This window comes from Vibrio sp. 10N.239.312.C11, assembly GCF_041466065.1.
Lineage (GTDB): Bacteria > Pseudomonadota > Gammaproteobacteria > Enterobacterales > Vibrionaceae > Vibrio > Vibrio tasmaniensis_A.
This window is the reverse complement of sequence record NZ_JBFSRZ010000033.1, coordinates 28,864-52,694: the sequence shown is the minus strand read 5'-3', so window position 1 is coordinate 52,694 and position 23,831 is coordinate 28,864. Positions and strand designations below refer to the sequence as shown.

General features: G+C 42.8%; 22 protein-coding genes and 1 tRNA gene. 14 read left to right on the top strand and 9 right to left on the bottom strand.

Annotation, left to right across the window (positions count from 1 at the left end; genetic code table 11):
• Both AB6D07_RS14735 and AB6D07_RS14730 read right to left on the bottom strand, forming a co-directional pair.
• Window positions 1-1,036, bottom strand: a 1,036-nt coding sequence (locus AB6D07_RS14735) for a hypothetical protein (protein WP_372140726.1), incomplete at its 3' end; no start/stop codon positions are given.
• Between the two features lie 217 nt (window positions 1,037-1,253).
• Window positions 1,254-2,180, bottom strand: coding sequence for a LysR substrate-binding domain-containing protein (locus AB6D07_RS14730; RefSeq protein ID WP_371696006.1), 927 nt, complete (start codon window positions 2,178-2,180; stop codon window positions 1,254-1,256).
• 112 nt (window positions 2,181-2,292) lie between these two features.
• Between AB6D07_RS14730 and AB6D07_RS14725 the strand changes: the two genes are divergently transcribed.
• The 10 genes from AB6D07_RS14725 to AB6D07_RS14680 all read left to right on the top strand — a co-directional run bounded on the left by AB6D07_RS14725 (window position 2,293) and on the right by AB6D07_RS14680 (window position 12,355).
• Window positions 2,293-2,781: a TRAP transporter small permease gene (locus tag AB6D07_RS14725; RefSeq protein WP_016800854.1), complete on the top strand. Its 489-nt coding sequence runs from the start codon at window positions 2,293-2,295 to the stop codon at window positions 2,779-2,781.
• Window positions 2,778-4,076 carry a TRAP transporter large permease gene (locus tag AB6D07_RS14720; protein WP_372091982.1) on the top strand — a complete coding sequence of 433 codons (1,299 nt, stop codon included), beginning with the start codon at window positions 2,778-2,780 and terminating at the stop codon, window positions 4,074-4,076. The genes AB6D07_RS14725 and AB6D07_RS14720 overlap by 4 nt, the downstream gene beginning before the upstream one ends.
• Window positions 4,077-4,089: 13 nt before the next feature.
• Complete coding sequence (dctP, locus tag AB6D07_RS14715) at window positions 4,090-5,115, top strand: TRAP transporter substrate-binding protein DctP (RefSeq protein ID WP_371696008.1); 1,026 nt, start codon at window positions 4,090-4,092, stop codon at window positions 5,113-5,115.
• A 57-nt stretch (window positions 5,116-5,172) separates the two neighbouring features.
• Window positions 5,173-6,270 (top strand): NAD(P)/FAD-dependent oxidoreductase, encoded by a 1,098-nt coding sequence (locus tag AB6D07_RS14710; protein ID WP_371696009.1) that lies wholly within the window; start codon window positions 5,173-5,175, stop codon window positions 6,268-6,270.
• Window positions 6,254-6,550, top strand: a complete 297-nt coding sequence (locus AB6D07_RS14705; RefSeq protein WP_372091980.1) for a (2Fe-2S)-binding protein — start codon at window positions 6,254-6,256, stop codon at window positions 6,548-6,550. Before AB6D07_RS14710 ends, AB6D07_RS14705 begins: the two co-directional genes overlap by 17 nt.
• Window positions 6,551-6,561: 11 nt before the next feature.
• Window positions 6,562-8,022, top strand: a complete 1,461-nt coding sequence (locus AB6D07_RS14700; protein WP_102489615.1) for an NAD(P)/FAD-dependent oxidoreductase — start codon at window positions 6,562-6,564, stop codon at window positions 8,020-8,022.
• A complete protein-coding gene (locus AB6D07_RS14695) occupies window positions 7,994-8,353 on the top strand; it encodes a RidA family protein (RefSeq protein WP_372091978.1) in 360 nt (119 codons plus the stop codon). Before AB6D07_RS14700 ends, AB6D07_RS14695 begins: the two co-directional genes overlap by 29 nt.
• A gap of 284 nt (window positions 8,354-8,637) precedes the next feature.
• Window positions 8,638-9,573 carry a LysR family transcriptional regulator gene (locus tag AB6D07_RS14690; RefSeq protein WP_017065546.1) on the top strand — a complete coding sequence of 312 codons (936 nt, stop codon included), beginning with the start codon at window positions 8,638-8,640 and terminating at the stop codon, window positions 9,571-9,573.
• Window positions 9,574-9,765: 192 nt separating this feature from the next.
• The gene (locus AB6D07_RS14685) at window positions 9,766-10,875 is read left to right on the top strand and encodes an NAD/NADP octopine/nopaline dehydrogenase family protein (protein WP_048611920.1); all 1,110 of its coding nucleotides are present in this window, start codon (window positions 9,766-9,768) and stop codon (window positions 10,873-10,875) included.
• Between the two features lie 73 nt (window positions 10,876-10,948).
• The gene (locus AB6D07_RS14680) at window positions 10,949-12,355 is read left to right on the top strand and encodes a YfcC family protein (RefSeq protein WP_048611918.1); all 1,407 of its coding nucleotides are present in this window, start codon (window positions 10,949-10,951) and stop codon (window positions 12,353-12,355) included.
• Window positions 12,356-12,782: 427 nt separating this feature from the next.
• Here AB6D07_RS14680 and AB6D07_RS14675 read toward each other — a convergent pair whose 3' ends face one another.
• The 3 genes from AB6D07_RS14675 to AB6D07_RS14665 all read right to left on the bottom strand — a co-directional run bounded on the left by AB6D07_RS14675 (window position 12,783) and on the right by AB6D07_RS14665 (window position 15,221).
• On the bottom strand, window positions 12,783-14,024 hold the full coding sequence (locus tag AB6D07_RS14675; protein ID WP_372091974.1) for an integrase domain-containing protein: 1,242 nt from the start codon (window positions 14,022-14,024) through the stop codon (window positions 12,783-12,785).
• A gap of 186 nt (window positions 14,025-14,210) precedes the next feature.
• Window positions 14,211-14,287 (bottom strand) — tRNA-Val (locus AB6D07_RS14670).
• 265 nt (window positions 14,288-14,552) lie between these two features.
• Window positions 14,553-15,221 carry a DUF2726 domain-containing protein gene (locus tag AB6D07_RS14665; protein WP_029223195.1) on the bottom strand — a complete coding sequence of 223 codons (669 nt, stop codon included), beginning with the start codon at window positions 15,219-15,221 and terminating at the stop codon, window positions 14,553-14,555.
• Window positions 15,222-15,507: 286 nt separating this feature from the next.
• Between AB6D07_RS14665 and AB6D07_RS14660 the strand changes: the two genes are divergently transcribed.
• Window positions 15,508-15,693, top strand: coding sequence for a hypothetical protein (locus AB6D07_RS14660; RefSeq protein ID WP_009846910.1), 186 nt, complete (start codon window positions 15,508-15,510; stop codon window positions 15,691-15,693).
• Between the two features lie 217 nt (window positions 15,694-15,910).
• On the opposite strand, the gene AB6D07_RS14655 is transcribed toward AB6D07_RS14660, so the two are convergent.
• The gene (locus AB6D07_RS14655; protein ID WP_017104410.1) at window positions 15,911-17,869 is read right to left on the bottom strand and encodes a tetratricopeptide repeat-containing diguanylate cyclase; all 1,959 of its coding nucleotides are present in this window, start codon (window positions 17,867-17,869) and stop codon (window positions 15,911-15,913) included.
• 258 nt (window positions 17,870-18,127) lie between these two features.
• On the opposite strand from AB6D07_RS14655, the gene AB6D07_RS14650 reads away from it, so the two are divergent.
• Window positions 18,128-19,234 (top strand): M20/M25/M40 family metallo-hydrolase, encoded by a 1,107-nt coding sequence (locus AB6D07_RS14650; RefSeq protein ID WP_017104411.1) that lies wholly within the window; start codon window positions 18,128-18,130, stop codon window positions 19,232-19,234.
• 155 nt (window positions 19,235-19,389) lie between these two features.
• Here AB6D07_RS14650 and AB6D07_RS14645 read toward each other — a convergent pair whose 3' ends face one another.
• Both AB6D07_RS14645 and AB6D07_RS14640 read right to left on the bottom strand, forming a co-directional pair.
• A complete protein-coding gene (locus AB6D07_RS14645; protein WP_017104412.1) occupies window positions 19,390-19,812 on the bottom strand; it encodes a DUF3859 domain-containing protein in 423 nt (140 codons plus the stop codon).
• A gap of 77 nt (window positions 19,813-19,889) precedes the next feature.
• Window positions 19,890-20,258, bottom strand: coding sequence for an ATP-binding protein (locus AB6D07_RS14640; protein WP_017104413.1), 369 nt, complete (start codon window positions 20,256-20,258; stop codon window positions 19,890-19,892).
• Window positions 20,259-20,533: 275 nt separating this feature from the next.
• Here AB6D07_RS14640 and metA point away from each other — a divergent pair, with 275 nt between their 5' ends.
• Together metA and pilW are read left to right on the top strand one after the other, a co-directional pair.
• The gene (metA, locus tag AB6D07_RS14635) at window positions 20,534-21,475 is read left to right on the top strand and encodes a homoserine O-succinyltransferase (RefSeq protein WP_012604106.1); all 942 of its coding nucleotides are present in this window, start codon (window positions 20,534-20,536) and stop codon (window positions 21,473-21,475) included.
• Between the two features lie 169 nt (window positions 21,476-21,644).
• Entirely contained in the window at window positions 21,645-22,394 is a 750-nt protein-coding gene (pilW, locus tag AB6D07_RS14630) for a type IV pilus biogenesis/stability protein PilW (RefSeq protein ID WP_372091971.1), read from the top strand.
• Between the two features lie 89 nt (window positions 22,395-22,483).
• Here pilW and rlmF read toward each other — a convergent pair whose 3' ends face one another.
• Window positions 22,484-23,830, bottom strand: a complete 1,347-nt coding sequence (gene rlmF / locus AB6D07_RS14625; protein ID WP_017104415.1) for a 23S rRNA (adenine(1618)-N(6))-methyltransferase RlmF — start codon at window positions 23,828-23,830, stop codon at window positions 22,484-22,486.
• Window position 23,831: the final 1 nt, after the last annotated feature.

The window sequence follows — 23,831 nt, the reverse complement described above, 5'->3', positions numbered from 1 at the left end:
GCTTAGCTAAGTGTCCAGTCTGACTGGAGCAGATCATAACGTGTTCGATACGCTGCTTTATTTCTTTCCCCGTTAAACCCAACGCACCTTGCCAATAAGTATCAAATATTTCTTTCAAGTACGGAAACTGACAACCTTTGTTTTTGGCACGTCCAGTCGGCTTTGGGCTTATCAAAAAAGCTCCAGCTTCACGAAGTGGCTTAGTATGGAAGCTATGACACTGCCTTCCTATAAAGCTGGAAACACCGCCAGATAAAGTAGGATCTTTTTTAACGTAAATTTTAAACCCAACTTTTGACAACTCCAAAAAAGATGATGAGACGTGATATTCCGGCTCTAGATGGTAAATGCTCTTTTCGTAATCAACTTGATTGAAAAGCAATTTCGAAACATCGGCTTCCAAGATATAGCCTTCCTGAGCGACAACATTCTGGATCTTTATGTGGTCCAAAGGGACGTTGAACTTAGGCTCTATAGTAGCTGCTTGCTTACATACCGCATACTTCAGCTTTACGCCAGTAAACTTAACAACGGAAAGTTTATTTTTAAGGGCCACCTTATGAGACTCATCAACTTCAAAAACGTACTTCGATACAGGTACTGACCTGCATAGGTTCACATCGTCTTCGCCATCAAACAGAAATACTCCTTTAAACGTATTAACCGAAACTTCGTGAGAAGCCGCAAGCTTCTTTAGATCATCAGGATTTAGTTCCAGAAGTTCAACATCACAAAGTTTGGTCGATGAATACAACTCAGATGTATTTATGCGTGGAGCCTCGAATGGATCGAATTCTTGGCCCCAAAAAAAATACCTATTTAGCTGTAATTTCTTAAGTAAAGCGCTTTCACTCAGAACTACATCGGCTTCGGTAAGTTGCTCAAGTTTTGGATCAATAGCCCATACATTGCAGCCATCAGGTACCTTCACGAAAACAGAAATGCCCAAATCATGGCATTTATTTAGTTTATCAGCGATAGCTCTATCAGAGTCTACATCACCCAACATGTAAAACTTTTTGTTCGATAGCCTCATCTAACTACTCCACTTGTCGCTATAAGTCGCTATTAATAGCAGAAATAGCAGCTACTAAATGTTTTCCGGTTCATAGAAATACAATACCCCGTAGGAGAAGGTCTCAATACTCATAATGATCAACACCACAGGAAAGTTGATGATTGAACTGTAACTTACCATCAAGCTAACCACGATGTTGGAGTTTAGGGCTATTAAGACGCAACATATACGCCCTTTAGAAATCATTTATATCGGACACAAATTCATCTACTGCTTGTCGGATATTTAAAGCAAAGACTTCAGCAAGCTTTGACATTGGTTTGTGAGCAGGTGTGAGTATTGCGTGATCATAAGCTATAGCAGGAGCAAATGGACGAAATACAACGTTCCCTTGATTTCCTTTATATAGTTTATAACTAGCGGCACTGATAGGGTCACAGATACAAGCACATAACTGTTGTTCGACAAACTCAAAACCAGAGATGTAGTTTTGAAGCTCAAACCTAGGTCGATAAGTGGCGTTGTATTCTTCAAATAACAGCCTTGTGTGCTCACTTGCTGAATGACGAGTAAACAGCGCTGCTAGGGGGACATTATCTAAGTCTTGTGGAGTAATGAGCGGTTTACTCGCTAAAGGATGATCCTTGTGTAGTGCACATACTCCCTCAAGCTGGATAGGTTCTACATGAAATGAATCTCTGTCCTTAGGCAGCTCTGAATAACCTATATCGTACTGCTGAGATGCAATCCAGTCTTGAACAATAGTAGAACTTCGCATCATCATGGATACTTCAACTTCAGGTCTGTCCTTTACATATTCAGCTATAACATGCGGCATAAAAAATAATGCTGCAGCAGGCATACAAGCAATACGTAACTTCCCTCTAGTCAGGTTTTTCACTTCTGCCATTAACTGAGTTGAACGGGTTAAACGTTCTAAAATCGCATCAGTTTCTTCTAACAAAAAATATGCTTCAGGGTTGGGGATTAAACGCCCCTTTTGTCGTTCAAAAAGTGTCAAACCTAGCTCCTTCTCAAGACCTACGATCATAGAGCTCACTGCTGGTTGAGTTCGGCATAAGGTTTTTGCAGCCACAGTCACCGATCCCGAACGCATTACGGCACGGAACGTTTCTAATTGTTTTATCGAAAGATTGCTCATGACACCCTATAAGTTAAATTTATGACTTTAGAGTAATTTTAAATTTGTTTTTATTGATTGTCACCAATAAAATAACCAAATAATTACAAATACAACAATAAGGAAACATACAGTGGAGCAAAAATTTCGATACTTGCTCACGGCCTTGATTGCATCTGTAGCTCTAATGCAATTTATTCAGGTTGTGACACGATATATTTTTGAGATCCCAATTATGGGACTCGAAGAATCAATGGTCATTCCTACAATCTGGCTATATATGCTTGGGGCCGTTAATGCTTCAAGAGAAAACTCTCAGATACGAGCAAATGTCTTAGAAATTTTCATAAAAAGTGAACGCGGGCACACAATTTTGGCACTAGTCGGAGAAGTAATAAGTTTTATTATTTCAAGCTGGCTTACTTATTGGGCGTGGGACTATGTCAAGTACGCTTGGCGCGTATGGAAAGAAAGCCCTACCCTCTATATCCCTACTTTTTATCATGAATGCTCCGTATTCATCGGACTTCTTCTGATCACTCTTTTTATTGCCATACATATCATAAAGTTGGTTAACCAGCTTAGAACTCCATCGTCTTTCGTAAATAAGGTGAAACAATGATTGAAGTTGCTCTATTAGCCGTCGCAGTTTTGGTCATACTACTAACTATCGGCGTACCCCTTCCATTTTGTTTCGGCGGCGCGTTGATGGTAATGAGTATTGCCAGTGACATGTCGATGAAAGGCAATATGATGTGGGGAGCCGGGCAGTTGATGAACCCCGTATTGTTGGCCATTCCTTTATTTGTTTTAGCTGGGACCATTATGAGTAGGAGCGGGATCGCTGCTAGTTTGTTAGGTTTTGTGAACGTATTTGTCGGTCATATACGTGGTGGGCTAGGTATCGTAGCTTCCGTTAGTTGCGCGATTATCGGGGCAATTTCTGGAAGCGGATTAACCGGTATTGCAGCTATCGGGCCACTACTTATCCCCGAGATGGAAAAACGAGGCTACCCGCGAGCCTATGCGACAGCACTCATTGCTAACTCGTCAATATTAGGTCTACTCATTCCGCCAAGCGTGACAATGATTGTTTATGGTTGGGTTACTGACACATCAATTCTGGCTTGTTTCCTCGCGACACTTGGTCCTGGATTGTTGGTTACGTTCAACTTTGCCGCAATCAATATGTTTATGGCTCGTAAGTTCCCACTTGTTTTAGATGACAAGCTGAGCTTACCAGAGATGTTTAAGAAAGCTTCTAGCCAAACATTTAACGCAGTGCCTGCTTTATTGATGCCAGTAATTATCCTTGGTGGTATTTATGGCGGCATTATGACTCCAACAGAAGCTGCGGCAGTTGCTGTTATCTATGCTGTTCCAGTCGGCTTTATGATCTATAAAGGATTGAGTTGGAAGACATTATTAGAATCCGGCAAAGAATCTGCAACAGCGGTTGGATCTATCATGTTTATGATTTTATTCAGTCTAATTCTTAGCCAAATGTTTGTTGTAGAAGGAATCCCCCAACAATTAGTTGAAGCTATCTTCAATATTACTGATGACAAATTTTTATTACTAATTTTTATTAATCTGTTGTTGTTTGTCGTTGGTATGGTCGTGAACGATTTGACTGCAATCATTCTTATAGCGCCTTTGCTTTTGCCACTAATGACGGCAATTGGCATCAGCCCAATTCAATTTGCTGCAATCATGGGAGTCAATACCGCGATGGGCGGAGTAACCCCACCATATGCGTCAATCCTATACCTTGGTGCTCGCATCGGTAACGTAAAATTCTCTGAAGTTGTTGGGCCTGCAATGCTACTCATTTTATTTGGGTATCTACCTGTCGTAATTCTTACGTCTTTTTGGTCAGAATTATCTCTGTACCTCCCTACTATGTTTGGTTATTAAAAGGAAATTAACAATGTTAAAAACAAGTAAGTTAAAACCATTAAAAACAATAAAAAATGTCACTATGTTGGCATCACTTATGGCCGCCGCCCTAAGTACTTTCCCTGCACATGCTACAACGCTAAAAATCAGTCATGTACGCCCACAAGGTACCGTAGTTGATAATGACATCAAGCAGTTAAGCAACGATCTAAAAGCCTCGACAGATGGCGACCTTAAACTAAGAGTCTATGCTGCTAACGCTTTAGGTGATTACACGTTAGTACAGGAACGAATTTCAATTGGTGCAATTGATATGGCATTGCAACCAGCCTCCACATCTACCGACCGTAGAATGCAAATTGGTTTATTACCTTTCTTAGCAAACGATTGGCAAGAAGCTCAAAGTATCTACGGTTCGAATGCACCAGTACGTGAAGCAATGGAAGAGCTATTTGCTAAACAAGATATAACATTGCTCGCAGCCTACCCTGTTTACTTTGGAGGAATTTCGTTAAACCGTAATGCAGTTGGTGCTGGTGATCCCGATATAACCAAAGGTATTAAGCTTCGTGTACCACCGATCAAGAGTTTCCAGTTATTAGCAGATAACGTCGGCTATATTGGTTCACCCCTACCTTTTTCAGAAGCTTTTACGGCAGTACAAACTGGTGTAGTTGATGGTGTTATTGGTTCTGGAGCTGAAGGCTATTATGCTTCATTCCGTGATGTAACAAAAACCTATATTCCTCTCAATACCCACTTCGAAATCTGGTACCTGATGATCAATTCTGAGCGCTTAGAAGATCTCGATGAAGCAGAGAGAGCAGCTCTCAAAACAGCCGCAGCTCAATTTGAAAACCGTCGTTGGGGCGCTGCACAACTAGACCAGAAAGCCAATGAACAAAAACTGGTAGAAGCTGGTGCAACAATCATAGAAATGACTCCAAGTCAGTTGAGCAAAACAGCTAACAAAGTACGCGCTACAGTATGGCCTCAAATTATTGACGATATCGGTTCTGATTGGAGCCAGCCAATCTTAGACAAAGCGCTTAATTAAGAAACACCAACCAAAGGGGGCACCCCTGCCCCCTCAACGAAAGCATAAGAGAATGTTATGAAACCGGAATATATTGTTGTCGGTGGCGGAATTGTGGGTTGCGCACTAGCTTATGGCCTTCTTAAAGCGGGTCATCAGGTAACAGTACTGGATGGCGGCGACCTCGATCATCGTGCATCTCGTGGCAATTTTGGCTTGGTTTGGTTGTCGAGTAAAGGGCTCGACGCACCTCACTATGCAGCATGGACTCGCCGATCTGTAAAGTTATGGAAAGAGCTCGCAGAAGAATTAGAAAACGTTACCGGACATAAGCTTAACCTAGTGCAAGAAGGGGGATACGATTTCCACTTCTGTGAAGAAGAATTAATGGCTAAAGCTAAGCAGTATGAGCACCTACGTAAGCAATTGAATAGCGACCATCCATATGAAATTTGGGATCGCAAACGCCTAATACAGGAGGAGCCCGAAATTGGCCCTGACGTCGTCGGTGCAATTTACGGAGCAGAAGATGGTCATGTCAATCCATTGAAGTTACTCAATGCGTATACTGCCGCGATCCGAAAGCTCGGTGCTAATTTAATTACTGGAACGAATGTGTCTGATATTAACCAAGATAAGTCGGGAACGTTTCAAGTCACGTTAGAAGATGGGAGGATTTATTCTAGCGACAAAGTTGTTTTGTCTGCAGGTTTAGGAGCAGCTCAATTAGGCCCAAAACTCAACTTCAAAGCATTAGTCTCTCCTCAAAAAGGGCAAGTTTTAATCACTGAAAAGCTCCCCAAAAAGGTGAAGCGCCCCTCCGGTATTATTCGCCAGGTAGATGAAGGTGGTATCCAGATAGGAGACTCTAAGGAGAATGCTGGATTTGACAACAATGACACCATCGAAACTACAGCTGCTATAGCTGAGCGAGCGATTGCTGTTTATCCATTTTTAGAGCACACCAGGCTAATTCGAAGTTGGGGTGCGACTCGGATCGTTTCACCTGATGGCCTACCAATATATCAACAATCAAAAACACATCCAGGAGCTTACCTAGTGAGTTGCCACAGCGGTATTACACTAGCCGCAGTCCATAGTTATTTGTTACCGCATTGGCTTGAGCAATCTACTAACGCACCAGATTTGGAGGTATTCAGTGAAGACAGATTCTAGATTCCAACGACTTGCCTCGGATAAAGAGAAAACATCAATTCAGTTTGAATGGGAAGGTCAATATTACAAGGCGTATGACGGAGATACCATAGCTGCAGCATTGCTAGCAGCAACGGTAGATCATACTCGTACAACGCCTCAATCCGGCTCACCAAGAGCACCGTTTTGTATGATGGGTAGTTGCTTTGAGTGCCGCGTTGAAGTCGATGGAGAACCTAACATTCAAGCTTGCATGAATTTGATTAAAGACGGCATGAAAATTCGCCGACAAACAATGTAATAGGAGGTTTCATGCTGGAACAATCAAACATGAATTTTGATGTGTGTGTGATCGGAGCTGGGCCTGCAGGAATGTCAGCAGCAGTTCAATGCTCTATGGCGGGAGCAAATGTCATGGTTATCGACGAACAAGCTCGTCCAGGAGGCCAAATTTATAGAGCCATACAAGAATCAGGTCACCCACACGGACATATATTTGGGCCAGATTATTTAAGAGGTGCCGAACTCGTTAAAACTTTTAACCAAGCTAACATCTCTTATTTCTCTGGCGCTACGCTATGGCGAATTGATTCAGACAACGCGGTTTATTGGAGTCGCGATGGGAAAGCTCAAAAAGCGACCGCGAAGAAAATCATCATAGCAACGGGGGCGATTGAGAGACCATTCCCATTCTCAGGTTGGACACTACCAGGGGTGATGACTGCAGGGGCTTGCCAAATCATGATGAAAACATCAGGCATTGTCCCTAAAGATGCAATCTTGGTTGGAACAGGTCCCCTTCTCTACCTACTCGCCGTACAGATGAGCGATGCCGGCGCTACACCGAAGGCCATTGTCGATACTCAGCAAAGCGCAAGTTACTTTAAAGCAGCCGGATATTGGTTGAATGCATGGCAAGGACGCAATTACATAGCCAAAGGCTTAACGCTCCTTTCCAAAATTCATAAGCTTGGGATCAAGCGTCATACATCTGCTACTCACATTGAAGCACTAGGTAACCAACATTTAGAAGGTTTAACCTTTCAAAGTTCAGGAAGAACCGTCGAACTTAAAGGTGAAACTGTCTTAGCACATATTGGAGTGATTCCTAACGTCCAACTCACTCGCGCTATGGGGTTGGAACATGTTTGGGATTCATTACAAGTTTGCTGGAAGCCTAAGTTAGACAGTAACAACATGAGTTCACGTTACGGTGTGTTTGTTGCTGGCGACAGCGGGGGCATTGGAGGAGCACTCGTTGCAGAATTACAAGGGGAACTCGTCGCACAAAATACTCTGCAAGATCTTGAGCTTAACGGTAATCCCATAACTAAAAATAACGATAACCCCATAAAAACAATAATAAACAAAGAGCTATCGGTACGACCGTTTCTTGATGCGCTGTACACCCCACCTAAGCAAGCCCTCACCCCCAGCGACCAAACGATCGTTTGTCGGTGTGAAGAAGTAACAGCAAAACAAATCCGCGATCACGTAGATCAGGGAGCCTGTGGGATTAATCAAATAAAAACGTTCACTCGTTGTGGCATGGGCCCGTGTCAAGGACGCCATTGCGGCTCAACGGTGGCCCATATTATTAGTGACAAAGTCGGCATTTCAATGGAAAAAGTAGGCTACTACCGACTACGCAACCCTATTAAACCATTGAAACTTGGAGAGCTAGCAAGTCTCACCCCCGCAAAGAGTTCATTTATTAAAAAGTATAACAAAGGAAATACTAAATATGAGCAAGATACAGAGACTGCATACTAATCAACGTATGAGCAAAATTGTAACCCATAACGACATAGTATATTTATGTGGTCAAGTCGGAGTCCGTGGCACAAGCGTTACGGAGCAAACAAGAGAAGCGCTTACAAGAGTAGAAAGCCTTCTTGTTGAAGCAGGAAGTGATTGTCAGCATGTTTTACAGGTCACAGTATGGCTAGCTGATATGAGCGATTTCAATGAAATGAATGCAGTATGGGATGAATGGTTTGATGAAGGGTTCGCACCTGCGCGCGCTTGTGGCGAAGCGAAACTCGCTAGCCCTGAACTCAAGGTCGAGCTACTTGTGACTGCAGCACGCAAAACCAAAATTTAAAATTTGTAGCGATTATCCACCGGGAGGCCCATGTGTTAACGGTCTAGTTCAATAACTAGACCGTTAACAGAACCATAAATTACATTTTGAAATATATAAGGGCTTATCTAAAACTCTCCCATTAAACGTTTGTACTCCACGTCATCTTCATACATCACTGTTTAAAACGACTTTTAGTTGAGCTTTAAACTTGCCAAGAAATTGTTGATTACTCATTACAGCTCAAGGTATTCCACTAGAGCTTCTGGTAATTTCATCGATTCCTGTATCCAGAGCTGTATGTAATGAAGCTAACCCAACTCAATGCTTTTAAAGCCATTGTTGAATGTCAAACCGTCACTGCCGCGGCAGAGCGCTTATCGCTTAGTCAATCCGCCGTCAGTCGACTATTAGCCAATTTAGAACAAAGAATTGGCTTTCAACTTTTTACTCGTAAACGAAATCGCTTGGAGCTTAGTAATGAGGGAGAAGCCTTCTATATTGAAGTATCCAAAGTCTTTGATGCTGTATCAAGTCTCGATCACGCTGCGCATTCAATTCGCTCGCGCCATTTCGGGACACTGAATATTGCTGCGATGCCTCTTCTCTCAAACGCCTTTTTGCCAAGAATCTTGGCGGTCTTTTTAAAGCAAGCGCCTAAAGTCAAAGTCGGGTTTAAAACATATCGTTCCGAAGAGGTGATTCAGCGGGTTCAAAGTCAAACAACAGACATTGGCTTTGCGTTTATTGATGATCACCTCGCGGGTGTAAAAGCACAAAAAGTAGAATGCGAATGCGTTTGTCTTATCCCCTCCGATTCGCCACTGGCCAAACGCTCGGTCATAGACATCTACGATATTGCGGGTCAAGTGCTCATCCGCCACGAAAAGGATATTACTCAGAGAAGAGTTGATGCATTGTTACGTCGCTATGACCTATCAACGATTGAGCAAATCGAAGTCTCACTGGCAAGCACCGCTGCAACCTTAGTTCGAGAAGGTGTCGGGATCGCGATCACTGACCCATTTACCGCTTACATGGAAAGCGAGCACCCAAAGGTCGTAATGAAACCACTTGTATTCGGCCTGCCGTTTGAATTTGATATCCTCTACCCTTCGTTAAAGCCCATTCACCGAAATGCGGAACAGTTCATTGAGCAATTCATGTTACAAGCTGACGCGATGAATATTCAGCTCAAAATTGGGCCAATGCGAAACCTCAGTGAATATGATTCTGAGTAAGTTCACAATTACAGAGATGCCAGACTACTTTGGTGAAATCAATTTATACTAATAAAGTCAATACCTTGAGATAACACCAGCCTCTCATCATTCCTTTTTTGCATACTAGTCTCCAGCTTAGTCATTGGCGACGAATATGCCTTCTTCCTTAAGCTCTCAACCAGAAAAACAAAAATCAATAAGGAAGAAATTATGAAAACGCGCGTCTCTGTGATTGGCTCCGGTAATGCTGGATTAACAGCGGCCTATCACTTTACCCTACAAGGTGCTGATGTCTGCCTCTATGGCTCGCCAGGTTTTGACCATCCTCTGGCAGACATAGAACAACGAGGAGGGATCTGTGCACTTGAAAGCTTTAATGACGTTGAACTGACTTACAGTGGCTTTCAGGCGTGTGACAAAATCAGCCGCGATTTGGCAGAGACAGTCTCATATGCCGACTTACTCGTCTTACCGGTCCCATCATTTGCGCAAGAGCCACTCTTTACTCAAATGCTGCCTCATTTACGTGATGGCCAAATCATCATGCTTATGCCAGGGAATTATGGCTCATTAGCGCTAAATCAAATTAAAAATGAACAAGGGTTTGCCCATTTAGATATCACTTTTGTTGACGCAATTTCGATTCCCTGGGCAACTCGAATTGTTGGGCCTGCAGAGATCGCTATTTTAGGTATGAAAGAGCACCTTCCTGTCGCCGCTTATCCTGCAGATCGCACGGAAGAGGCTATTGCAGCCTTACAAGCTGTGATGCCTTTACCTCTAACAAGGCTTAGTAATGTCATTGAAGCCGGATTAGAAAACATCAACTTTGGCGGACATCCATTACTAACAACACTCAATATTGGCTTACTAGAAAACTTCGATGGCCAATTCAATTACTACAAAGATTGCTGCTCAGTTTCAACAGCAAAAGCGGCAGCAGTAATGGAGTCAGAGCGTCAATCCATAGGCAAAGCGCTAGGATTACAACTGTTGCCTGAGCTTCAAGCAATGAATGCCCTTTACGGTATGAAATGTGAAAGTGTTTATGAGGTTAACCGCACTTCAGAAACCCACGGCAAACTGAACAGCGCACCCAACTCAGCCAGCAACCGATACATCACGGAAGATGCCGCTTACCTTCTCGTCCCTTGTTACGAGCTCGGTAAACTGGTCGGTATTGACACACCTATGGTGACATCTTGTCTGCACATCGACAATGCGTATAACGAGACCAATTATTTCGAATCTGGAAGAACATTAAAAAAAATGGGACTTGGCGATATGTCCGCGCAACAAATCATGGAATTCGTTAGCTAACGTGAAGGAACAGCTTTTGGGCTAAATCCGACCAATGGGGCTTCGGCCCCATAAGTAATAAAAGGACATCGTAATGACAAAATTTAAATTCCCTTCTGCCTACACAATTTTGATGATACTGACCGTACTAATGGCCATTTTAACTTGGGTTATACCGGCCGGTCAGTACCAGATGGAAACCAATGAGACACTAGGCCGTATGGTGCCAATGGTTGGTACGTATCAAACCGTTGATTCAAACCCTCAAGGTATCGTCGATATTTTAATGGCACCAATTCAAGGCTTCTATGACCCAGGTAGTTACGTGGCGCGTGCAGTGGACGTCGCCCTATTTGTATTGGTTATCGGTGGATTTTTGGCTGTAGTAACCCAAACCGGCGCGATTGATGCAGGCATCGCCGGAACCATGAAACGCCTATCAGGTCGCGAGAAATGGATGATCCCTATTCTAATGGGGTTGTTTGCGCTGGGTGGTACCGTTTACGGCATGGCGGAAGAAACTATTCCTTTTTACGCACTGCTGATACCTGTAATGATCGCAGCAGGTTACGACAGTATCGTTGGCGTTGCTATTATCATGGTTGGTGCTGGTATTGGCTGTTTAGGCTCTACTATTAACCCTTTTGCGACTGTCATTGCCTCTAACGCAGCTGAAATCAATTTTATGGAGGGCTTTGCTCTACGTGCCGTGATCCTTGTTCTTGGTTGGATCGTTTGTGTTATCTATGTCATGCGCTATGCAGAAAAAGTGAAAAACAACCCTGAGCTTTCAATCGTCGCTCACCAGAAAGAGTCAAACTTAGAATATTTCCTGCACAGTAAAAAGCAAGAAACACCAGAGCTAAACAACACACGTAAAGCGGTACTGGCTATCTTCGGTTTAACTTTCGCCGTTATGATGTGGGGCGTATCCGCAGCAGGATGGTGGATGGCTGAACTCTCCGCTCTATTTCTTGGCTCAAGCATTCTTGTTGGCTTCGTTGGCCGGATGTCAGAAGTTGAAATTACCGACAGTTTTGTAAACGGAGCGCGCGATCTTCTGGGAGTGGCCCTGATCATAGCTATTGCTCGTGGCCTTGTGGTCGTCATGGATAACGGCAACATAACCCACACCATTTTGCACTACGCGGAAGGCTTATTAGGCGGGTTAAACGAAATCGCATTCATCAATGCTATCTACTGGGTCGAAGCCGTGATGTGTTTGGTCGTTCCCTCTTCTTCAGGGCTTGCGGTACTCTCAATGCCAGTTCTTGCCCCACTCGCGGATTTTGCTGGTGTTGGCCGTGAACTGGTTGTCACTGCCTACCAATCTGCCTCTGGTTTACCAAACCTTGTGACACCGACATCGGGCGTGGTGATGGGCGGTCTAGCCATTGGGCGAGTCGCTTACTCATCTTGGCTAAAATTCATTGGTCCATTGCTTGGCGTACTTTGTACCATGGTCATGATTCTTCTAAGTATTGGCGTTGTGATCAGCTAATCTGGCTGAAGTATACACCCAACAGCAACGTCAATTAGCTGTAGATTAAAGTTCATCTCGGGGCTGGCTATCCCCTTTAGAGGTGAACTTTGTTTATTCAGCCATTAATGAATAGTGACAAAATTGCATATTGAGTTGCTGATAGATTGATTTAACGCAGTCTTAAGAAAGAGAAACGTCGCTAAGATGCTCTGCTCCCTCCAGTAGAACTGGACACTTCACTAAGCAATTTTCCGATACCAAAAGTTATCCGCATTAATCTAATTTTAGTGATTAATGTAAGAAGATTTTGTCCAGTTTTTAGTCATGATCCCAACGGAACGTGTGTACAATTTTATCGTGACTTGTCAGCAAAGCTGTCAGAATGAGTATGAGCTAGTACAGTTAAAGTATGTAAGTTATACGTTGCTTTTGCACTCCCATACAACTAACCTACGACCTTCAGGCTCTTTTTACCACTCATCGACAAGCTTCCCTTTGCAGCTTCTTCGATATGATCACTCCAGCACGTCATGAGAACTTTACGACGTTCAAGGTAATCAGTGCGGTTGTATGCGCTTCTTACCTTATCTCTGTCTACATGAGAAAGTGCAGCTTCAATAATGTCTGGCTCAAAATTCTGTTCATTTAGAGTGGTACTGGCTAATGCGCGTAAACCGTGAGAGGTTTGCCTACCCTTCATGCCCATTCTTACTAATGCTTTATTTGCTGTCTCTTTGTTGATGTGATTGTTGTTACTTTTGTCTGCAGGGAAAAGGTATTCACTATCACCTGTGATGAAATCAATAGTTTCTAATAGATCTAGAGTTTGTCTTGTTAAAGGGACGGTATGTACTCTCCCCTTTTTCATTCGTTCAGCAGGAATGACCCAAAGCATCTTTTCTTTATCAATTTCATCCCAACGTGCCCCGGCCGTTTCAGTTGGTCTTGTCATGGTATGAAGTTGCCATTCTAGCAAGCAGCGAGTGATGGGTTTAATGGATGCGTAGTTAATTGTTTTGAGAAGCTCTGGAAGCTCATCAGGAGTTAGCGACGCTTGGTTAGTTACCTTAGCAGTCTCAAATGCTTTACCAATGCCAGCAAGCTTGTTGTGTTCAATCACACCCGTGTTCACTGCAAAAGTCATTATCTCATTGAGGTTGCGGCACAAGCGCCCTACTGTTTCTAGCTTACCTTGGTTAGCAATGGGTTTAATTGTTTTGATCGCTTGTGGTGCCGTAATATCACCAAGAGGAAACTTACCAAGATCAGGTAAGAGGTACTTCTCAATACGTTGCTTCAATTTCTTAGCCGTTTGCTCTTTGACGCTTGTTTTCTTAACTTCAATCCAGTCATCAAATACTGCTTGCAATGTGTTTGATAGCTCGAGCTGCTTTGTTCTAAGCGTATTATCACGATGCTCTTTTGGATCAATACCGTCTGCAAGAAGCTCTCTTGCCTCAATAGCTTTAGTTCTTGCTTTGGCTAGGGAGATATCAGGGTACTTACCTAAGGCTAGGTTCAAGCGCTTTCGTGAAATGGGGTGATAATATGAAAAACGCCATAGTTTTGTTCCTATGGGCTTAATCTTCAATGATAATCCATCACCGTCACCTAAATTATATTCTTTCTCTTTAGGCTTTGCTTGTTTGATTTGAGTAGCCGTTAAAGGCTGTACCTTTTTCGCCATCGTAACCCCCTGAAGTAACCTCGAAATTGCTTAGATCTTAAAAGACTACTTCAGAGATTACTTTAAACGGTGGATTTTACAACACATCACGGGATCTCTTGGGACCAAGAAATGGTTAAGAGTCTGATAAAACAAGGAATTACAGGCACAAAAAAGCCCACACTAGGTGGGCTCTTTCGTATAATGTGGTGCCCGCTACTGGACTCGAACCAGTGACACCTTGCATGTCATGCAAGTACTCTAACCAACTGAGCTAAGCGGGCAATGCTGTGAAACTTATCTAACCGCTTTATTAAGTGGCTAACGCTTCAGAACGAGATGGATAATAGCGAGTGATTTGGATACGTGCAAGGATAAATTTGCACAAAACTGTTTGTTTGCTTTTAAAAACAACAATCAGAATAAAATTTAAACACAAAGCAGATCAATGGCTTGAAGTAGATCACATTTAAGTTCAACTTCGATGATTACAGACATCAGCATGCTTCGCGTCTTTTCTCCCTTTAATGAGCACTTCGGCGCAAGGTATTAGTTAGAATCTTCGTCCATATCGAATACGACGTTGTAGTTCTCGGTATAAGTACAGTTAGGTTGACGACTACAAGTAAAGAAACGTCGGCCTTTATAATCGCCATGGCTTGCCAGCTTGATGATCATAGGGCTGCTACATTTCTTACAGAATCGAACTTCTTTAGATGGCTCAATCAAATCGATGTGTGCTGCCAGTAACCTCTTCAAACGGCTCACTTGATAACTGTGCTTAATTGAAGCGCCAATAAGTGGAAGGCCAGCCGATTTACAAACGTGCATCAATAGCTTCTCGCGATCAACCTTTCCTTTATTCAGCTCTTTTCCATTATCCAATTCGATGATTACACGTGGCTCTAACGTTCGCGGGTCGCACACTACAAAGTCAAAATAACTGCGTGAGATTTTGTTGTTCGCAATAAACCAGTTCTTTTTATTGTTCGCCTTAGCGGGGACAACAATGTTAGACATGCTCACTTTAGCAAATACTTCCCCATGGTTACCCACTGCGGATTTGAGTGCGTTATAGAAGGTCGCTTGTTGCGCCGACATTAACGAGCCTTTCTTTTGATAAGCATGATCTTTGGTGTCATCATTTTTTACTAGATAGTTTTGAATAAAGTAAAAGAACACAACCAGAACAATTACAACGATAAAGATATTAGTCATTTTCCAACACAATCACATTTGTATAGGGATTAAGAGAGTGGTTAGCGTATGTAGAAAAGCGTCACGTGGCAAGCAAAAGAAGCAGAGCTGCGAATTGGAATCATGACCTTTGAACGCTTTAATCGCCAGAGGCTGTCTCTTTACCGGCTTCGACAGTTCAAGACGCACATCTCCTATTTAATAATCAAATCATCAATTACATATTAAATTGATTCAGATCAAATCGCACCAAGTTGTGACCAATTAGCATGAAAAACGTTAGGCAAATGTTAATAAGGAAATGACTATGGAACTCAAACAAGACCCAAGATGTTATACCGATGTGTGTGTCGATGGTAAATGGTTCCATTATGACCACTGTGGAACTCAAGCTTATATGTTAAAAGGCGGCGCTTCAGCAGTCATTGAGCTCGCTCGTGAACCAGCAACAGAGAGTGAACTGGTTGAAATGTTGGAAAGTATCGCTAAGTAATACTCTTAATAAATAATATAAAAACTAAGCGAATAGGAGTTGATAACACCCTTATTCGCTTAGTTGCTTAGTTGCTTAGTTGAATGGTTGCTTTAGGTTCTTTTACTCGATTAAATTTAAACGCTTCTGCCTAAGGGGAATGATTCAGATGAGGCTGCCAAGTATTTAAATTACAGGTTCATTTAAGCTGTATTTTCGCACTAAGCTGTATTTTTCGCTAAGCAATGACCACCTGGTTGCGCCCTGATTGTTTTGCTTGATATAAAGCGTCATCTGCTGATTTCAAATGCTGTTTGTAGGTACTGCTATTTAATTCTTGATACGTTAAATGAATGGTCGCACCAATTGATGTAGTTAACGCTAACGGACCGGAATACGTTTCTATCGTTTGATCAGCGATTGTTTGCCTTATCATTTCCAACTGTTTGTTTGGGTCTTGAGTGCCAGCAAGCAGTAAAACGAATTCTTCCCCACCCCATCGAGCCAACACATCGTTTGTTGATAGCGCTCGCTCTATACGCTTAGCAACCTCTACCAAAACTTGATCCCCAATATCATGTCCGTATGTATCATTGACTCGTTTAAATTGGTCTAAGTCCAAAATAGCAAGCGTATACCCGAACGGAGACAAACGGTATGGCATTGGCTGAGTTAACAATTGTTCCAGGTAGCGTCTATTGAATAAACCTGTCAACTCACATCTCGTCGATTGCTTAACCAACTCTTTGTTGGTCTTGTGCATAGTGCATAACCTTACCAGAAGTACAGCAAAGCTTATGATGACCATAACACCGAGTACGACAACAATGCGGTCTTTTAAGCTCTGTTTATCTAGCGTCACCTCTGCGAGCTCTTTTTCTGCATTAAGCAGTTCATTCTCTTTCGCTAATGAAGCCGTAGCAAAGTCTTGTTCTAATAAAAAGATATCACTCTGACGCTTTTCAAATAACAGCGCTTTGTTGCCCTTGTAATAAAGCTTGAAATACCGAAGTCCAATTTCACTGTTGCCTTTAGATTCATAGTATTCTGCAAGCGCTTTGAAACCAAGCACCTTCCAACTACGGCTGCCAACAATATCAAACATCGTAGACGAACGTTTTAGATCAAAGAAAACAAAGTTATCTTGGTTCAAACCGATATTTGCTAAAGCTCTGTTTAAGTAACACTGACCCAGTTGGAGTGTGTACTTTGCAACACCCGGGTAACCAATACATTGGTTTGTTACTTTCCTTGCTAACTCAAAGTTCTTTTCTGCTAGCAGTACTTCACTCTGAGCTTTTAGAAGAAGGATTTTGTATCTTTCACTTACGCTATCATCATTAAATTTGGTGGCACTTTTATAAGCCTCTCGACCTTTTACTAAGTCGCCACTGCGTAGATAAGCAAATGATTCATTAACATATAACACACCGATGGTTGAACCATCGCGTAATCCACTTTTGATATAGAGTTTTTTGGCCTGTTCGATAAGTTTGAGTGCTTTCGGCCAATCTTCCAGATAGATATAAAGCAATGCCATATTCGACATCAACTTACTGTTATAGATATGCCGTGGATATTTCTTGCCAAGATTTAAGCCCTTATGAAAAAAATACTGAGCTTCGGAAAAATCATTTTGGATGTTTTTGATCGACCCCACAGTGTTGTAGGCTTTTATCAACAGTTCTTCATACTGGATTGATTCAGCGATACTTATTGCTGCTTTAACTTGAGATTCAGCCTCTACTAATTCACCTTGACTCATCTGCTCAATCGCTAGTTCAACTAAAGATTGCGCCTTTAACCACCCCATATCTTCACGCTGTGCTAATGCCTTGATCTGTCGTGTGTATTCAGACACAGCCTGTTTATCGAGATCATGCTGTGCGAGATTCGATAAAATCATTAGTTCATAACCACGATAGATGGCTTTATGTTGCGTAGGGCTCGTTGCTTTTAAGGTTTCAAGCTTTTGGGAGGCAAGCTTTGGATCACCGCGAGACACATTAAGGATTTCAATGAGTTCAGCGCCATATTGAGTCGCTGATAACTCTTTTTCGGGACTGTACGCGCCTGGGGTTTCTGGTCGAATAGTCTGTAAATCGTCGTCATAAGTTGGATAGAGTAAATACAATCCTAGTACAACACTGATCAGTACGACGAGAAAAAATGAGCCTAACACTCTGTTGTTATTCATTTATAAGTGCCATTACTGATTGCATACCAATTTAATCGACGGTTACCTTAAGCGGTTTCACATTGTACCCGACACATATGGAGATTTAAATCCTGCACATGGGTCGATCCGCGTAGTATTTTTCTCATAAATTAGAATAATCAGATAATTTTCTTGATTTAACTCAGGCAATGATTCTGTAAAAAGGCGTTATAGTTATTTTCCTGTTCCAGCCTCCGTGACTTCTTTAGAAACAACGGAGCAAAATGAGAATTAACAATGACCCAAATTAATGAACAACGTCTCGTAGAACATTTCTGCGATCTAGTGAAAATTGATAGTGAATCTCGTAACGAAAAAGCGATTGCTGAAGCTTTGGCTGAGCAACTCGGTGAACTGGGTTTTGAAGTTCACAAACTGGCGGTTCCTGAAGAAGTGTCTAACGGTTTCAACATCTACGCTCGTCTAGATGGCACTCTTCCAGGTAGCACAGTATTCAGCTGCCACATGGACACAGTAACGCCAGGTATCGGCATTGAGCCAATCATCGAAGACGGTATCATCCGTTCAAAAGGCAACACAATTCTAGGTGGCGACGACAAGTCTGGTATCGCAGCTATCATGGAAGCAGTTCGTTGCATCAAATCTGAAGGCCAAGAGCACAAAACTATCGAGATTGCATTTACTGTATTCGAAGAAGGCGGTCTGTTCGGTTCTTTAAACTTCGATATGTCTTACATTCAGTCTGAGCACGCTATCGTACTTGATACAGGCGGCCCGATCGGCACTATCGTAAATGCAGCACCTGGCCAACAGAAAATCGTTGCGAAGATCAAAGGTCGCCCTGCTCACGCTGGTTTAGCACCAGAAGAAGGCATCAGTGCCATTCAAGTTGCTGCAGACGCTATCACTAAGATGAATCTACTTCGTATCGATGAAGAAACTACGGCAAACGTCGGTATTGTTGAAGGTGGTCAAGCGACTAACATCGTAATGCCAGAGCTTAAAGTCGTGGCTGAAGCTCGCTCTCTAAACGGAGAAAAGCTAACAGCTCAAGTTGAGCACATGATCTCGACATTCCAAGAGAGTGCAAAACAGTTTGGCGCTGAAGTAGAAATCGAGTCGACTCGTGCTTACGATGCATTCGTTATCGCAGACGATCACCCGCACATTCTTTCTATCAAGTCCGCATTCGAGAAGCTTGGCGTAACAGCGAACACTAAACGCACTGGCGGCGGTAGCGATGCAAACAACTTCAACGCGAAAGGCCTAACAACGGTTAACCTTTCTACAGGTATGGCGAAAGTTCACACCACTGAAGAGTACATTGCAGTGAAAGACATGGTCGCAATCACTGAGTTTGTTGTCGCTTACGTGACTCAATAGTCTTACTGATTAACTAGCCGGCCTTATTTGTTAACAAGCCTGTCTTAGTCGTTGACGAAATAGAAAATGCCATCTAGTTAACGTCAAAAAGCCGAGTTCACATGTAACGTGTGACTCGGTTTTTTTGTTGTCTTAATTTAGACAGAAGTTCCAATCTAAAACCCCCTACGCTTCCAAAACTGCCCTTCGTCTTTCGCAACAAGGTCGAATGTCTTATCAGCAATGATGTTGCCTTTTAGCTCGACGGTCATGCGCCATTTACCGAGTTTGTTGGAGACTGGCGCCCAGATAGTATCGCCTAAGTAAAAATCCCAGTCATTGTTGCCGACATGCTCTTCACCATCGAACGGTTCGAGCACTTCACCCGTGTCTGTGGTGATGTTTGGGTGATAAATGCAGTAACGGATCTTCTCACCTTTGGCTTTTTTGATGTTCAGGATATAGCCAAACTCTACGTCGATTTCAGCATCAACGGTGGTGGTGAACTCTTGGATTTTTGGAAGATCTTTAGATTTGGAATCCCATGTGGAATAGATACCATAAGAAGTCATGTCGACCACAACAGAGCGCTTTGCCATTTCAATCGTTACCTTGAAGTTGTTCTATTAATTTAATTCTATTTGCCATTCAGCCACGCAGCAGAGGAAGAACGAGGCTATTCTTGCCAGTCTCTCGCCATACGCTTAATCACTGACGGTTCAATGTCGTGAATCGTGCCATATTGCTCTCGGCACACTTCGATAATTAATTCTGCTTTATATTTGAGTGCAAGTTGGCGGTAGGCTTTCATTTCCCAATGCTTAATAAATGTATTCGAAACAACCACATCAAGCCCTTGCTTTAATCCATTTTCAGCCGTGTTTTGACACCACTCATGAGCTTGCTGCAACTGCCTTGGGTCAAAATTATAGTCGCCTTGCTCATTCACGTAATACATATCCGCTTCGACATGCAATACATCGTAGTTTTTTGCTTTTGTCGACTTGCCGGAACCGGGCAACCCTCGAATGAGTATTAACTTCATCTGTCACTTTACAGGCTAATTTTAAAACATGAGTTTATCTTAAATAGTGACGAGTTTCTCTGATAACTGCCGTTGCTCAACATCCGAAAACCGAGTCCTTATACTCGACTCAGATAATCACTGAATACAATGAGACTCCCCTCTACGTCGGTGAATGACTTCTGATAGCAAACACAAATAATTTACAACTATCCATTTTGTATATCGACAAGCGTATCAAACTACTATAGATTTAGATGTATAGACGTCTACATATCTAGCTTAGGGAGAAAGCTTTGCCTATTCGCATTCCAGACCAATTGCCAGCATCTGATGTTCTTCGTGAAGAAAACATCTTTATTATGCCGTTATCAAGAGCATCGACACAGGAAATTCGTCCACTTCGAGTCTTGATCCTCAACCTAATGCCAAAGAAGATTGAAACTGAAACTCAATTCTTACGCCTACTATCCAACAGCCCACTGCAAGTCGATGTAGAGCTGTTGCGTATTGATGACCGACCAAGTAAAAACACGCCGACAGAACACCTTGATAACTTCTACCGTCAATTTGAAATGGTCAAAGGGAGAAACTTTGATGGATTGATCATCACTGGTGCGCCACTTGGCTTGGTTCAATTTGAAGACGTTATCTACTGGGATCATCTAAAAACCATCATGGAATGGGCAAACAAGCATGTGACCTCAACCTTGTATGTGTGTTGGGCAGCTCAAGCTGGCTTAAAGCTCTTGTACGATTTACCAAAGCGAACTCGTAAAGATAAGCTTTCTGGGGTTTACAACCACGAGATACATAACCCGTACCACCCAATTTTACGTGGCTTCGACGATACCTTCTTGGCACCGCACTCTCGCTATGCTGATTTCTCTCAGGAATACTTAGCCGAACATACCGACCTTGATGTTCTTGCGACTTCTGATGTGGCGGGCGTATACCTCGCGGCGACTAAAGATAAGCGAAACGTGTTTGTAACTGGTCACCCTGAATACGATGCTCATACACTTCACAACGAATACATTCGTGATTTGGGTGAAGGCATGGAGCCGGTGATACCAATCAACTACTACCCGAACAACAATCCAGACAACAAGCCTGTAGCAAGTTGGCGTAGTCATGGACACTTATTGTTTTCAAACTGGCTAAACTACTGTGTTTACCAACAAACGCCTTACGATCTGGATCACTTCAGCGAAGACAACTTCACCAAGGACGACTAAGTTCTTTCTTCCGATTCACAAACACATTAAGCCGTCTTCCATAGGTTGTTGATAAAACACCAAATGGGACACGGCTTTTTTATGGTGTTTGGGTCGCATTCCATAATCTATCTAACACTTAAATGTGTTCGATTTCATATCATAGGTTTGTGTTCAAAAGGAGCTGCACATGCCTAACAAGTCGCTATTACCAAAATCCACTCTGTTCTCTCAACTCACGCTACTCGCCTCTCTTTCTTTGGCAGGTTGTGTTTCTGTAACCGAAGGTCCACCAAAAATGGCAAGTGATCCAATTGCGATGTCTCAATCACGTATTGAATTGGGTTTGGGCTACATGGGACAAGGTAATATGGTCAAGGCACGTGAAAATCTAGAGCTCGCTATCAAACACGCTCCTAGCTATTACCGCGCCCAACTTTCGATGGCACATTATTACGAGCAAGTTGGCGAAGTAGATGAAGCAAGAACGACTTACCGCAAAGCACTCAGTCTAGATTCAAGAAACGGCAATGTATTGAATAACTACGGTACGTTCTTGTGTAAACAAGGCGAATACGAGCAAGCTGATAAATATTTCAATCGCGCTATTGACCAGCCCTACTACTACCTTGTCTCTGCAAGTTATGAGAATGCGGCATTCTGCGCGTTTAAGGCTGGCAATACCGACCAAGCGAAGTACTACTTCAGCAGAGCGATTGACCACGATCCAAACCGCGTAAAATCGATACTACAATTATCAAAAATTGAAGTGAGTGACGCCGATTACAATGAAGCTCGACTCCGTTTATTCAAATTCCACCAGCGTTATGGCTATCAAATTCCATCGCTTAAAATCTTGGTCGATCTCGAAAATAAAGCAGGCAACAGAGCTCTAGAGCAGAAATATCAGAGCAAGTTAGATGAGTTGCTTTCTGCTTAGCTTATATGCAAAACACAAAAAAATGGGCTTGTTGCGTTAACAACAAGCCCGTCCGTATTTCTGCTTAATATCTTAACTAAGTACAGCCGCTATTTAAGCGCAATCCACTCTTGTCTTTGCTCGTCATCCATAAAGGTCCATGCGATAAAGCGACTCACCTTCTGGCCTTGCGACATCTCAACCACTTTTACTTGTTTAGCTCTTAGCTTACCCAGCTCTGAACGAACCATATCGACGTTGTCTTTCTTAGAAATCAATGTCGTGAACCACAATACTTGAGTAGCAAAAAGTTGGCTCTCTCTCGCCATTTTCATAATGAAAGTAGCTTCGCCACCCGGACACCAAAGTTCAGATTTTTGGCCACCAAAGTTTAAGGTTGGTTTCTCTTGCTTAATCGATTTGGCTGGCTTCTTATTCATCTCGGGCTTGAATGACTTGCCCGCTTTCTTAGCTCGGTTTGCCGCTAAGTTATCCAATTTACGTTGTGATCCCTTTTCCGCCTCTTCTAGAGAACTATGGAATGGAGGGTTACAAATAGTGACATCGTAACGTTCATTATCCTTAATCACGCCCTTAAAGATAGATTCAGAGTCCGCTTGCAGGCGAGCTCGGATCTTACCTTTTAGATTAGGGTTACTTTCAGCAATGAAGTTCGCTGTTTTGATGGAGACTGAATCGACATCAGTACCTGTCCAGCGCCACTTATACTCTGTCGCACCAATGATTGGGTAAATACAGTTTGCACCAACACCAATATCTAGTGCTTTCACAGAAGCATGATTATAAGGTTCACCTTGGCCATCGCTATTAAGGATGTCTGCCACTCTGTGAATATAATCTGCACGGCCAGGAATTGGCGGGCACAAGTAACCAGCAGGAATATCCCAATGCTTAACGCCATAGTGATGCGCCAGTAAAGCCTTGTTAAGTAGCTTAACGGCTAATGGATCAGAGAAATTAATGGTGTCTTCGCCCACCGGGTTCTTGATCAGATGTTCTTTTAGCTCAGGCAAGGCTGCAACCAATAACTCGAAGTCATAACGACCTGTATGTTGGTTTCTTGGGTGCAATCCACCTTGAGGCTTTTCAGTCGAGCGTCTTTTCTGCGCTGCGTTTTTGTTAAAAGCAGTTTTATTAAAAGAACCCTTATTCGATGATCCTTTATTCGCACCCGGTTTACCTTTGCTATCTTTTGCAAAAGGTCGCTTTGCTTTGTTGTTGTCAGCACCTTTGGGAACACTGTTTTTGCGGTCTGATGTGTTCTTTGTAGAAATACGCTTGTCGCTGCTTGGCTTGCCTGCATTTGGCTTAATATCACCGTGCTTACGGTTACCTTGCGTACTATTACCTTCGTTAGCTTGTTTATCTTTTGTTTTTGCTGCGGAGGTACTGTTTTTTGACAGGCTTAGCGTCGTTCTATTTTGTGATTGGCTCATT